At 35.5% G+C, this 14,110-nt stretch carries 12 protein-coding genes; 7 read left to right on the top strand and 5 right to left on the bottom strand.

Translation table 11 applies throughout. The features are described from left to right. The first annotated feature begins 23 nt into the window (after positions 1-23). Both BW936_RS13925 and BW936_RS13930 read left to right on the top strand, forming a co-directional pair. Positions 24-1,364, top strand: a complete 1,341-nt coding sequence (locus BW936_RS13925) for a DUF4270 family protein (RefSeq protein ID WP_076549117.1) — start codon at positions 24-26, stop codon at positions 1,362-1,364. Beyond that, on the top strand, positions 1,354-2,604 hold the full coding sequence (locus BW936_RS13930) for a BamG family beta-barrel-assembly machinery protein (RefSeq protein ID WP_076549120.1): 1,251 nt from the start codon (positions 1,354-1,356) through the stop codon (positions 2,602-2,604). Before BW936_RS13925 ends, BW936_RS13930 begins: the two co-directional genes overlap by 11 nt. A 363-nt stretch (positions 2,605-2,967) precedes the next feature. Here the strand turns inward: BW936_RS13930 and rpsA are convergent, their stop codons facing one another. After that, a complete protein-coding gene (gene rpsA, locus BW936_RS13935; protein WP_076549123.1) occupies positions 2,968-4,803 on the bottom strand; it encodes a 30S ribosomal protein S1 in 1,836 nt (611 codons plus the stop codon). 264 nt (positions 4,804-5,067) lie between these two features. Here rpsA and BW936_RS13940 point away from each other — a divergent pair, with 264 nt between their 5' ends. Further along, positions 5,068-5,448, top strand: a complete 381-nt coding sequence (locus BW936_RS13940) for a LysM peptidoglycan-binding domain-containing protein (RefSeq protein ID WP_076549126.1) — start codon at positions 5,068-5,070, stop codon at positions 5,446-5,448. A 49-nt stretch (positions 5,449-5,497) separates the two neighbouring features. On the opposite strand, the gene cmk is transcribed toward BW936_RS13940, so the two are convergent. Together cmk and lon are read right to left on the bottom strand one after the other, a co-directional pair. Then, complete coding sequence (cmk, locus tag BW936_RS13945) at positions 5,498-6,193, bottom strand: (d)CMP kinase (protein WP_076549128.1); 696 nt, start codon at positions 6,191-6,193, stop codon at positions 5,498-5,500. A gap of 28 nt (positions 6,194-6,221) precedes the next feature. Continuing rightward, a complete protein-coding gene (gene lon / locus BW936_RS13950; RefSeq protein ID WP_076549373.1) occupies positions 6,222-8,672 on the bottom strand; it encodes an endopeptidase La in 2,451 nt (816 codons plus the stop codon). Between the two features lie 244 nt (positions 8,673-8,916). On the opposite strand from lon, the gene BW936_RS13955 reads away from it, so the two are divergent. Genes BW936_RS13955 through BW936_RS13970 form a run of 4 tightly spaced genes read left to right on the top strand, consistent with a single transcriptional unit; the run spans position 8,917 to position 11,855 of the window. Continuing rightward, entirely contained in the window at positions 8,917-9,471 is a 555-nt protein-coding gene (locus BW936_RS13955) for an RNA polymerase sigma factor (protein WP_076549131.1), read from the top strand. Beyond that, positions 9,471-10,034: a hypothetical protein gene (locus BW936_RS13960; RefSeq protein WP_076549134.1), complete on the top strand. Its 564-nt coding sequence runs from the start codon at positions 9,471-9,473 to the stop codon at positions 10,032-10,034. The genes BW936_RS13955 and BW936_RS13960 overlap by 1 nt, the downstream gene beginning before the upstream one ends. After that, positions 10,015-11,106, top strand: a complete 1,092-nt coding sequence (locus tag BW936_RS13965; protein WP_076549137.1) for a DUF4097 family beta strand repeat-containing protein — start codon at positions 10,015-10,017, stop codon at positions 11,104-11,106. Before BW936_RS13960 ends, BW936_RS13965 begins: the two co-directional genes overlap by 20 nt. Before the next feature lie 23 nt (positions 11,107-11,129). Continuing rightward, positions 11,130-11,855: a head GIN domain-containing protein gene (locus BW936_RS13970; RefSeq protein ID WP_076549140.1), complete on the top strand. Its 726-nt coding sequence runs from the start codon at positions 11,130-11,132 to the stop codon at positions 11,853-11,855. Positions 11,856-11,902: 47 nt separating this feature from the next. Here BW936_RS13970 and BW936_RS13975 read toward each other — a convergent pair whose 3' ends face one another. Both BW936_RS13975 and BW936_RS13980 read right to left on the bottom strand, forming a co-directional pair. Next, on the bottom strand, positions 11,903-13,234 hold the full coding sequence (locus tag BW936_RS13975; protein ID WP_076549143.1) for an MFS transporter: 1,332 nt from the start codon (positions 13,232-13,234) through the stop codon (positions 11,903-11,905). A 60-nt stretch (positions 13,235-13,294) separates the two neighbouring features. Further along, positions 13,295-14,104 (bottom strand): M48 family metallopeptidase, encoded by an 810-nt coding sequence (locus BW936_RS13980; protein WP_076549146.1) that lies wholly within the window; start codon positions 14,102-14,104, stop codon positions 13,295-13,297. Between the last annotated feature and the right edge of the window lie 6 nt (positions 14,105-14,110).

The raw sequence follows: 14,110 nt of genomic DNA on the forward strand, positions 1-14,110 counted from the left end.
TTTTGAGAAAAATCAATTTCTAAATGAAGGTGTTAATAAACCAAATACGTGCGCTCTACATCCTTATAGTAGGCGGTTTCCTCACTATTACTGTTCATTCTTGCAGCGACGATATTTATAATAATTCAGAGTTTGTAGCTGGCGAAACTTTCACGGATAGCAACATTCGCCTTATTCTGATAGATACTTTAACCGTAAGTACATCTACCATGAAGTTTGACAGCCTTGTCACTTCTGAATCTACCAGAATACTAGCGGGAAAATATACCGATGAAGTTTTTGGCACCGTAACCGCCTCTAGTTACATGCAATTTTTACCAAAATCTTACACCATAGATTCAGAAGCGGTATTTGATAGTATTGTTATGGTGTTGAGCTATGACAACTATTATTACAATGACACACTACAGAAAAACACCTTACGCATAAAAAAAATAGCTGAAAACCTAAATCCAGAAAGTGATGATTACTTCTACAATACCAGTAGTATAAGCTATGATGAAGCTGATCTAGGGTTTCATGAGTACAATCCTAGACCGTTGGCGGGCGATTCTATAATCATAAAGCTGGTAGATGATTTTGGAACAGATGTATTCTCTAAACTTCAGGAAAAAAAAATTATAAATTCTGATGAATACCGAGATTACTTTAAAGGCATTGGTATTTTACCTGACGATACGGACAACGGTTCTATAATAGGCTTTTCTAAATCATCTGAAAACACATACATGCGGCTGTATTACAGTACCGATACCGAATATGAGTCTAAGCAAGATTATTTAGATATTCAACTAAACGCTTTAACAAGCCCAATACCATTCTTTAACAGCATTACGGCAGAAGATCCTATTTCTCCGTTACAAACCCTAACCAATAGTAAGATAAATTTAGAAAGCTCAGATTCTTACAACCAAAGTTATGTTCAGTCTGGCGTAGGTATTGCCATGCGCATACAATTCCCTAGTATCCTCAGTCTTTATGATATACCTGGTAACGGTACTATTTTAGATGGTACTCTTAAAATAAGACCTGTAGCCCAGTCTTATAATGACAATTTAAAACTAAGAGATACCCTTGCCGTGTATGTGGTTAACCAAAAAAATGAATTAACCGAAACCTTATCAACAACTTCTTATGCCATTCTTAATAGAGATAATCAAGAATTCAATGATATCTATTACGAAATACCACTAGCCTACTATTTAGAAGAATTACAGTTGAGAGATAGGGATTTAGACGATGCGTTAATTCTACTTCCTACAGATTATAATACCTCTGTTGATCGGTTCATTATGAGCGGGAACGGAAATGAAGAAAACGAAACAATTTTAGAATTAACATACGGTATTTACGATGAAGATTAAACAAATTATTCTTAGTACCATAGGAGTTCTATTTGCAATTCAGCAATCTTCGGCACAGTCTGAAGCCTTAACCAGCTCACCCTATTCATTATACGGGTTAGGGGTTGTTAACCAAACAAGTATTGGCAAATTCAATAGCTTAGGCTACAGCGGTATTGGTATAAAATCTCCGTATGAACTCAATAACTTGAATCCTTCAAATTATGCCTTAATACCTCAAAACTCTTTCTTATATGATATTGGGGTTAAGGGTGAGATTAATAGCTACAGTAATACTTCTTCGACCGAAGAGAAATCTAATGTAAATTTTTCCAACCTAGCTTTCGGCTTTAGAATAATGGAAAATTTAGGCGCAGGTATTACCATGGTCCCCTATAGTGACGTTGGTTACTCAATACTTGGTGTAAGCAGCAATATTGAAGGATCAACAGACTCTTTTGAAAGCAATATTACGGGATTAGGTGGTCTCAACGATATTAAGCTTAACGTTGGTTACGCCATTATCCCGAAATTAAGATTAGGTTTAAGTGCTTCATTTCTATTTGGCAACATAGAGGAAACCGAATCTTTCATCTATAACTCATCCACTTTTGAATCTGTTGAAAAAACAAATTATAGCGGAGCTAGATTAGGCTTTGGGTTTCAATATGATATTAACCACAAAATAACCATTGGCAGTACCGTTCAATTACCTACAAGCTTAAATGGTAACCTCACGAGGTCTGTAGACAAAACGATATCTGGAATAGCAATTTCTGTTGAAGATGAGAGCTCTGATTATGTATCTGATTTTAAGCTACCTTTTGAATTAGGGTTTGGCATGAGTCTAAAACCTATTGAAGAACTGACTTTTAGCGCAGATTACAAGAAGAACTTTTGGACGGACACCAATCAATCAGAAAATATTGGCAGCTATGAAGATCAAGATATTTATGCTTTCGGGTTAGAATTTATCCAAGATCCTACCAGTTATAAATACGGTCAAAGAATTGCCTATAGATTAGGGTACAATTATGACAACGGATACTTGGCCATAGGCGATAATAAAGTGGAAGGTTACAATTTTACCGCGGGCATAGGTATACCAATAAGTAGAAGCACACACTCTATGATAAATCTATCTTATAGCTATGGCTCTAAAGGACTTTTGCAAAATGTACTGGTAAAAGAGAACTTCCATCTTGTCACCTTAAACTTGAGCCTAGAAGACATCTGGTTCGTAAAGAAAAAAGTGTTTTAATTTAAGTATTGCACCAAATAGCGTATAAAATAAATTGAGAAGTTAATTAAGACCTCCATTAGTAATTCATTTTTTTTAGACCCCTAATAGGAACTAAAATTGTGGATATTAAAAAAAGCCTAGATAAATAATCTAGGCTTTTACTTTTGATACTTTTCTATGATATCTATTGTTAAATTAAGGCAAGAAAATATTGAAAATTACCATCAATCTATCGCTACAGTAATTCACACTTCTATATCAACATTTATTATAACAATTCTCTTTTTCATAACATAAAAGTGAAAATATAAAAAACAGAAAAGCCCGGATGTATATCCGGGCTTTTACTTATGACCTTAATAAAAGATCTATATTATGAAATTACTTCTTCTTAGAATCAGCTTCCATTTTATCTTTCAACGCTTGTAGTGCATCATTAGCATCACCTAAAGTTGGCTTAGCTTCATCTGCGCTAGCTGCTTGTCTTTTGACAGCTGCCTTTACGTTACGTTGCTCTTCTTCACGGAAAATAGCGGTATGACTAGCTACTACACGTTTAAAGTCTTTATTGAACTCAATGATCTTGAATTCAGCTTCATCGCCTTTACCTAGTTTTTTACCATCTTCTTTCTCTAAATGACGTTGAGGAATGAATGCAGTAATATCTTCGTTAAATTCAATTGTTGCACCTTTATCAACTACATCAGAAATGGTTGCTGTATGAACTGTACCCAAAGCGAATTCAGTTTCGTACTTATCCCATGGGTTTTCAGTAGTTTGCTTATGACCTAAGCTCAACTTACGACCATCAACATCTAATTCCAATACTTCAATTTCTAAAGTATCACCTACGTTAGTAAACTCAGATGGATGCTTGATTTTCTTAGTCCAAGAAAGATCAGAGATGTAAATTAAACCGTCAATACCTTCTTCTAGTTCAACAAAAACACCAAAGTTTGTAAAGTTTCTTACAATACCTTTATGCTTAGAACCTACAGGGTATTTCGTAGTAATATCAGTCCAAGGATCTGGAGTCAATTGCTTGATACCAAGAGACATCTTACGATCTTCACGATCCAATGTCAATACAACTGCTTCAACCTCATCACCAACTTTTACGAAATCTTGAGCTGAACGCAAGTGCGTAGACCAAGACATTTCAGAAACGTGGATAAGACCTTCAACACCTTCAACAACTTCAATGAACGCGCCGTAATCAGCTATAACAACTACCTTACCTTTTACTTTGTCACCAATCTTAATTTCATCAGACAAAGCTTCCCAAGGGTGCTTCTCTAATTGCTTAAGACCTAATTGAATTCTAGATTTGTTTTCATCAAAATCAAGAATTACAACATTTAATTTCTGATCCAATTCAACAACCTCGTTCGGGTGGTTGATTCTGCTCCAAGAAAGGTCAGTAATGTGAACTAAACCATCAACACCACCAAGATCAATAAACACACCGTAAGAAGTAATGTTTTTAACAACACCTTCTAATACTTGTCCTTTTTCTAATTGGCTAATGATTTCTTTTTTCTGTTCTTCAATATCAGCTTCAATAAGCGCTTTATGAGAAACAACAACGTTCTTAAATTCGTGATTGATTTTTACAACCTTGAATTCCATTGTTTTGTTAACATACTGATCGTAGTCACGAATAGGTTTAACATCTATCTGAGAACCTGGTAAGAAAGCTTCAATACCAAATACGTCAACGATCATACCACCTTTAGTTCTGCACTTAACAAAACCACTAACGATTTCTTCTTTGTCATGAGCCGCGTTAACACGGTCCCAAGCCATAATAGTTCTCGCTTTTCTGTGAGACAATACCAATTGACCACTTTTATCCTCACGAATATCGATCAATACCTCTACTTTGTCACCAACTTTTAAACCTGGGTTGTAACGAAATTCGTTTAACGAAATTACACCTTCAGATTTTGCATTGATATCAATGATAGCTTCTCTATCAGTAATATAAACAACCTTTCCTTCTACTACTTCCTCATCAGCAGTATCTACGAAGTTTTCGGCAACTAATTCTTCAAATTCCTTTAATTTAGAATCATCAACACGCTCAATTCCTTGCTCGTATTTTTCCCAGTTAAAGTTTTCTAAGAATTCTTTTGGATCTTGCTGTGGAGTTTCAACAGCTTGTTGTGTTGCTTCGGTAGTAGCTTCTACCTCTGCGTTTGTTTTTTCTTCAGCCATTTGCTGATTAATAATTTGTATTCCATAATCTTATCAAGACTTAAGCAACGACTATGAAAGTAGTTATATTTATTTGTTTATCTAATCCCTTTTTCTCTTGACTTCCTTGCAAAAAAGGTGTGCAAAAATAATCATTTTATTTAAATTAGACAACACAACTACTTATTACACCTTCATTTATGGATTATGGCATGATTTTAGGGCTATACATCTTAAATATGTCTATATTAGAAGTATTAATTAACCATTAAAAAAAGTGAAATTATGAGTGTTAAAGCAAAATATCAAGGGGTTTTAGATCTTGGTGAGCAATTAAGTATAAAAGACGGTAACGTGACTGTTGAAGGTGATGTTCTTAAAATTAAAGGACAAGCAAAAACACCTTACGAAAAAGACCTAATGTGGGATAAAATCAAAGCTATTGGCGGTGAAAGCCCATCTGACATCAAAGCCAACATTACTGTTGAGGATGACTCTGTTTATCACAGACATGTAGTTAAAAGTGGCGAGTCTTTAAGCAAAATAGCAAAGCACTATTATGGTGATGCTATGAAATACAAAGCTATTTTTGAAGCGAATACAAGTATCTTAAAAAGTCCAGATGTTATTCATCCTGACCAGGTTTTGGTTATACCAAACAAATAGTATCCAAATTATATAAATGAAAAGAGGTTAGCATTGCTAACCTCTTTTTTTATGCTTGTTTTTCTATAACGCGTAGCGAGTGCTCATAGATTCTTTGAAATTGATCTTCTAATCCTAAATCACTATTATCAAACTCAATAGCATCTTCTGCCCTTTTCAGGGGAGAAATGGTACGGTTACTATCTATATGATCTCGTTTTTGAACATTTTCAAGAATATCCGCATAGACCACATCTTCTCCCCTATCCAACAATTCTTTATATCTCCTAACCGCTCTCTTCTCAGGTGAAGCCGTCATAAAAATTTTAAGTTCTGCATTAGGAAACACTACGGTACCAATATCCCTACCATCCATTACTATGCCTTTATCAACTCCCATAGCTTGTTGCATGGCTACCAATTTCTCCCGCACACCCTGTATTACAGACACCTGACTTACATTCTTAGATACCGGCATGGTTCTAATATCTTTCTCTACATTTTCACCATTTAAATACATTTCGGCAAAACCTAGATCCGAATTAAAAATAAAATTCAGTTCTATATCACCTAATGATTTTACCAATGCATCTTCATCAACTTCACCCGCATCTACAAAACCAGATTTCATAGCAAACAAAGTAACCGCACGGTACATTGCACCTGTATCTACATATACATATTCTAATTTTTTAGCTAATTGCTTAGCCAAAGTGCTTTTTCCCGTGGAAGAGAATCCGTCAATTGCAATGGTTATTTTTTTCATTGGTATAAAAATATAAAGAAAAGCTATATTATAACTCCTTCGCGTTTTTTACGTTGACATCGGTAATGGCTATATCTATTACTTCAGACATTTCTTTTACATAGTGGAACGTTAACCCTTTCAAGTAAGATTCTTTGATCTCCTTAATATCACGCTCATTATCGGCACAAAGAATAACCTCTTTGATCTTTGCTCTTTTTGCTGCAAGAATCTTTTCTTTTATTCCGCCCACTGGCAATACTTTACCACGCAACGTAATCTCACCCGTCATTGCCAAACTCTTTTTAATACGTTTTTGCGTAAATAACGAGACCAATGAAGTTAACATGGTAATACCTGCACTAGGTCCATCTTTTGGCGTTGCTCCTTCTGGTACGTGAATATGTACGTTGTACTTTTCAAACACAGACGGATCAATACCAAAACGCTCAGCATTAGATTTTATATATTCCATGGCAATGGTAGCAGACTCTTTCATGACTTTACCTAAGTTACCGGTAATACTCATGGATCCTTTACCTTTAGAAAGTATAGATTCAATAAACAAAATATCACCACCTACGCTTGTCCATGCCAAACCGGTAACTACACCGGCAACTTCATTATTTTCATATTTGTTACGCTCCATCTTTGGCGCACCCAATACTTCAATAATATCTTCATTACTTACTTTGATGTCGTACTCTTCTTCTGTAGCAATAGATTTTGCTGCATAACGCACCATTTTTGCTATTTGCTTTTCTAAAGATCGCACTCCGGATTCGCGTGTATACCCCTCTACAATTTTTTCTAATTGTGGTTTCCCTATTTTTAGGTGACTAGCATCTAAACCATGCTCTGTCAATTGCTTTGGCAATAAATGCTTTTTGGCAATTTCTACTTTTTCTTCAATGGTATAGCCACTCACATTAATGATTTCCATACGATCCCTAAGTGCCGGTTGTATGCTACCCAAATTATTTGCGGTAGCTACGAACATTACTTTAGAAAGATCATAACCCAACTCCAAGAAGTTATCATGAAAATCACTATTCTGCTCAGGGTCTAAAACTTCTAGCATTGCTGAAGAAGGGTCTCCTTGGTTACTATTAGATAATTTATCTATCTCATCTAATATGAACACAGGATTTGAAGTACCTGCTTTTTTAAGGCTCTGGATAATCCTACCCGGCATTGCACCTATATATGTTTTACGGTGCCCTCTAATTTCGGCTTCATCTCGTAACCCACCTAAAGACATACGTACATATTCCCTGCCCAAGGCCTCTGCAACAGATTTACCCAAAGAAGTTTTACCAACTCCCGGAGGTCCATAAAGACACAAAATTGGAGATTTCATATCATTTCGCAGCTTCAATACCGCTAAATATTCAATGATTCTCTTTTTAACATCTTCTAGACCATAATGATCACGGTCCAATATTCTCTGTGCTCTTTTTAAATCGAACTTATCTTTAGAATACTCTTTCCAAGGCAATTCCAACAAAAGATCTAGATAATTTCGCTGAATAGAATATTCCGCTACTTGCGGATTCATTCGCTTCATTTTAGCTAATTCCTTATCAAAATGTTCCTTTACCTTTTTACCCCATTTCTTCTTCTTAGATTTGATTTTCATCTCCTCTAATTCTTCATCATAAGAAACACCACCCAATTCTTCTTGTATGGTTTTCATCTGTTGGTGTAAGAAATATTCTCTTTGCTGTTGATCTAGGTCATTTCTAACTTTAGACTGTATATCATTCTTAAGCTCCAGCTTTTGCATTTCAACATTCATATATTTCAATGTTGCCAATGCTCTTTCTTGTAAGCTACCAATTTCTAATAAATCTTGTTTCGCCTTCACATCTAAATTTAAATTAGACGATACAAAGTTGATTAAGAAAGAATCGCTTTGAATATTTTTAATGGCAAAAGATGCTTCACTTGGAATATTAGGATTGTCCCTAATTATTTTTAGTGCCAATTCTTTAATAGATTCAATAATAGCCAAAAATTCCTTATCGTTCTTTTCTGGTCTTATTTCTTCCGTTTCTCTAACCGTAGCTGTTAAATATGGTTTTTTAGTCAAGATTTCAGCAACCTCAAAACGTTTTTTACCTTGAATAATTACTGTAGTATTTCCATCGGGCATTTGCAGTACACGTAATATCTTGGCAACAGTACCTAAGGTATTTATATCCTGCACATCAGGGTTTTCGGTTTCCTCGTCCTTCTGTGAAACTACACCAATGACTTTAGAGCCATTATTGGCATCTTTTATTAATCGGATACTTTTATCTCTACCTGCGGTAATAGGAATTACCACTCCAGGAAAAAGCACTGTATTTCTTAAAGGTAATATTGGTAAAGTTTCTGGCAAAGTTTCACTATTCATTTGCTCCTCATCTTCAGGGGTCAGTAGTGGTATTAGCTCAGAATCTTGATCTATTCCTTGTAAAGACATATTGTCAAAATTTGAAAATTTAGAATCTCCCATACTCATATATCGGTCATTCTGTCATTAAACAAACAGAATTTTATTTTTATAAATTATACATAAACGCTACAATAGCAATGAAAACAAAGCGGATACAGCTTATTACATCTTCATTTGCATAAAGGTATTTCAATTCTTGTGCCAACTGAATTATTTCATTTTAAAAATTAGAATTTATATTAATAATTCTAACAAACTGTAACAAACCGTAAATTGAACCATCTTTCAATAAACCAATTACTTTTTGAGCCAACAAAAGGAACATATTGATGAGCTAGTGCAATTGTGCATAGCCGGTAAACAAAGTGCACAGCTAGAAGTGTACAACAGGTATTACAAGGCCATGTTCAATATAGCACTCAGAATTGTAAAAGACACTGCCCAAGCAGAAGACATTATGCAAGAGTCGTTTTTAAGCGCATTTACGAAACTGCATACTTTTAAAGGGGAAGTAACTTTTGGATCCTGGTTAAAACGTATTGTTATCAACAACAGCATACATCAATATAGAAAGCAACAGAAAAAGAATGAAATTGCTTTAGATGAAGTATTGTACAAGGTCGAAGATAATGACGGAATTGCATCTGATCATGTGTTTACAGAACTAAAGGCTCAAAAAGTGATGGAAACCATGAAAGATTTAAAAGACAATTACAGAATTTCTTTGACCTTACATCTAATTGAAGGGTTTGATTATGATGAAATTTGCGAAATCATGAACATTAGTTACGCCAATTGCAGAACTACTGTTTCAAGAGCTAAAGAAAGTCTTAGAAACAAATTAATACTCGCGGTCTAATGAAGAAAGATACTATTGACGAGCTTTTTATTGAGCTACAGGACAAAATGGATTATGCGGAACCCACTACTGGGCACCAACAACGTTTTTTAGAAAAACTAAATGAATCCAAAGGTGTGGCAACGCTTGCAACCAAGAAAAAGAACTCTTGGATGTTATTTTTGTCTGTTGCCGCTTCTTTTGCCATTCTATTATCTGTTGGTTACTTTCAACTTAACACGCCAAGCAGTATTGAAGAAAAAGTTGCTGAGATTTCCCCTGAAGCTTCTAAGACCCAATTCTATTTTGCAAACTTAATTGAAGAGCAGATCAACAAACTTAATTCTGAAAAATCACCAGAAACAGAAAAAATTATAAATGATACCATGGCCCAATTGAAAAAACTTCAATTGAACTATACCAAAATGGAACAAGACCTCATAAACGGTGGTAATAGCAAATTGATATTAAGCGCTATGATCACAAACTTTCAAACTAGAATTGACCTTCTTAACGAAGTAATGATACAGATTGAAAATATTAAATCAATAAAAAAATCAAATGATGAAAACTATACTATATAAATATACTTGGCTTTTACTGATTGCATTCACAACGGTTGCTACCGCCAATGACACTGCTATTGACGGTAAGCACACCAGAGAAAAGACCATTAAAAAAGAATTTAATGTCAATGCAAACGCATTGCTTAAAATTGACAATTCTTACGGTAACTTAAATATCACTTCTTGGAACGACAATAGAGTGGTCATTGAAGTTCATATTAAAACCAATGGTAACAACGAAGATAAGGTTCAGAAAAAATTGGATGAAATTTCTGTTGATTTTGAAGCTAATAGCGATCGTGTATCTGCAGAAACTATTTTCAACAAAAGTAGTAATGGTTGGGGCTGGAGCTGGGGAAACAACAACAATGTTAACATGCAGATCAACTATACCATCAAAGTTCCGGTAAAAAACAACGTAGACCTAAGTAATAATTACGGCAATATAAGCCTAAATAGAATTGATGGCCACGCTAGAATTAATTGTGACTATGGAAGGTTAGATTTAGGGGAACTTAGAGGTCGTAATAATCGTTTAAATTTTGATTATACCTCAAAATCTACAATTGGGTATATCAATAGTGGGGAAATTAGAGCTGACTACTCTGGTTTCACCATAGATAAAGCGGGCGATCTTGCGATCAATGCCGACTACACCAACGCTAGTATTGGCACTATGGGAAATTTAGAATATACCAGTGATTACGGCAACATGGATATTGACGAACTAAAAAGTATAGATGGAAATGGCGATTACATTACCGTAAAATTAGGTGTTGTTCATGGCAATGTATCAATCACCGCAGATTATGGGTCTATTCGTATAGACGAACTAGCCGCAGATGCTGGAAACGTTGATATTAGAACTGATTACACAGGTATAAAAATTGGATACCATAGCGACTATCATTTCGATTTTGACATTTCAACAAGTCATGCAAATGTTAGTGGAAAAGATGATTTTACCATTAATATTAGTACGGAAAAATCTTCTGATAAACATTATGAAGGCTTTTATGGTTCTAAAGGAAGTGGAAATAGAATAATGCTTTCTAGTGAATATGGCAGTATAAGTTTTACCAAAAAATAATCAATCAATTAAATAAGAAAATCATGAAAAAATTAAGTGTATTAGTATGTGCAGGTTTGATCTCCCTGTCATGTTCAGCACAATGGGGAAAAACCATTAAAGGAAATGGCAACAACGTAACTATTGAGAGAAGCACGGGAGATTATTACGGAGTAGCGGTATCTGGATGGTTTGATGTTGACTTAGTTTCTGGCAACGAAGGTGAGCTCACCTTAAAAGGTGAAGAGAACCTTTTAGAATATATTATTACCGAAGTAAAAGATGGTAAATTGATTATTAAGACCAAGAAAGGAGTCAATCTAAAATCAAGTAACTGGAAATCTGGAATTCACATTACAGTACCTGTAGAATCTATCAGTTATATTGCCATGTCCGGTTCTGGTGATATCGTTGGAAAAACAAAAATAAAAGCCGATCAATTCAGTACCGCAATGTCCGGTTCAGGAGATATTACTTTAGATATCGATTCTAATTCTATTTCAGCATCAATGTCGGGATCCGGAGATATTTCATTAAGTGGAAGAACTACGGACTTTGAAGCAACCATATCTGGAAGTGGCGATATTGAAGCGTATGACCTTGAAGCTGATAATGTTGAAGCCACTGTTTCTGGTTCTGCCGATATACAAGTAACCGCAAAAAAATCTATTAAAGCTCGTGTATCTGGCTCTGGAGACATTTCTTATAAAGGAAACCCTGAAAAGGTAAACACTAAAACTTCTGGCTCTGGAGACATTTCCAAGGGATAAAAAATAAAATCAAAATAGCGAACAATCAAATCAAAAAAAAGTCTCTTTTATAGAGGCTTTTTTACTTCTTTAACCCTGGTAAGCATGAACATTCCTATTAAAAAGAAAACTCCCAAGAATATTATTGAACTTCTCATGCTACCTGTTCTCTGGGCTATAATACCATAAAGAAAAGTACCAATGATAATTCCTATTTTTTCAGCTACATCATAAAAACTGAAGAATGAAGTGGTGTCAGTAGTATCTGGTAAAAACTTAGAATACGTTGACCTCGACAAAGCTTGAATACCGCCCATTACCAAACCAACACAACCGGCGGCAATATAAAAGTCTGTTGGTGTTATTACGAAATAAGCATATATACAAATGCCTACCCACAATGCATTGACCACTATCAAAGTTTTAATGTTACCATAATTTTCTGACACTCTAGCGGTTACCGTTGCACCTAATATGGCTACAATTTGTATGACCAATATACTCACGATCAACCCTGTTGTTCGCTCGCCATCTGTACCCCAAGCTATTTCTTCCTCACCAAAGTAAGTGGCAATAAGCATTACCGTTTGTACCGCCATACTATACACAAAAAAAGCACCTAGATATCTTTTCAGTTTTACCTGCTCACCAAGTTGGTGCCAAACAAGTTTCAATTCTTTAAAACCATTTAGGATAACATTCCTTCTCTCCCCTTCTTTTTTATAACCTTGCGGCAAATAATAGAAACTGTATTGAGCAAAAAGTATCCACCAAATTCCTACGGTAACAAAAGAATATTTCATCGCCTTTATTTCAGCTGCACCAGCTTCATCAGTGGTAATACCAAACAAATCTGGCTTCATAACCATAGCTAAGTTAAAAACCAAAAGAATAACACTCCCTACATACCCAAGTGTAAACCCCTTGGCACTTATTGCATCTTGCTGTTTTGGAAAAGCTACATCTGGCAAGTATGAATTATTAATGGCAAAGCTTACCCAAAAGCCCACTAACCCGAAGAAATAGCATGCTAATCCTATATAAATATTCTCTAGAGAAAACCAGTATAAACCAATACATGATAGTCCTCCTAAATAACAAAAGAACTTCATGAACACCTTTTTGTTTCCTAAATAATCTGCAATACCAGAAACCAAGGGAGTTATGATCGCTATAAAAACAAATGCCAATGAAGTGGTGTAACTAATTAAGGGAGCACGAGCTATTTCTCCACCAAAAACGGTGACCTTCTCTATGCCGGCAACCCTAAACAGCGCTCCATAAAATATTGGAAAAACTGCCGAAGAGATTACTAAACTATATACTGAATTTGCCCAGTCATAAAAGGCCCATGCGTTCAATAATTTTTTACTTCCTTTTAAAACCAGTGTCTTCCCCATATACAAAAATAAAAGCCGTTCATTTCTGAACGGCCTCAATATACAATAATCCCTAACGTTTTACTGGAATTTGGTTACCCCAAATTTTGCTGCCTCAGCCGCGGCATCTGGCGCCCAGACAGTTAAATTATTTATTCTTGTATCATTAGAAGGGTGTGTACTCATGAATTCTGGCGGAGCTTCTCCTCCACTGTTCGCTTTCATTCTTTTCCATAACTCCGCAGCTTCATAAGGATCATAACCCGCAATGGCCATAATTTGAAGACCAATTCTATCTGCTTCTGTTTCGTGACTTCTACTAAAAGGCAACATTCCTAAGTACTGCGTACCTACACCATATGCTTGGTTAAAAATACCCAATGTCTGTTGGTCCTTAATTGCCACGTTTCCAGCAACAGCACCTAGTTGCTGTAAAGTACCGGCACTCATGCGTTGCGCTCCATGATCGGCCAAAGCGTGAGCTACTTCATGGCCCATGACTACAGCTACACCAGTTTCACTTTGGGTAATTGGTAATATACCGGTATAAAAAACAATTTTACCTCCTGGCATGCACCATGCATTTACCGTTTCATCTTTCACTAAATTATATTCCCATTTATAGTCTGCTAAATAACCTGGATGACCATTTGCGGTCAACCAACGCTCTGCAGCAGAAGAAATACGTTGCCCTACCCTGGTAATCATTTGAGCATCTGCTGTACCAGTTACTACATTATTTTCCGTTAAAAACTGATCATATTGAGCGAAGGCAGAAGGAAACACCTGACTATTAGGGTAAAAGTTCAAAGTTTTTTGTCCGGTAAATGGGTTTACCTTGCAGGCAGAAACCCCCATAAAGACGAATGCAATTAATATTAATTTTCTCATTTTATC

The organism is Maribacter ulvicola (assembly GCF_900155985.1).
Taxonomy (GTDB): domain Bacteria; phylum Bacteroidota; class Bacteroidia; order Flavobacteriales; family Flavobacteriaceae; genus Maribacter; species Maribacter ulvicola.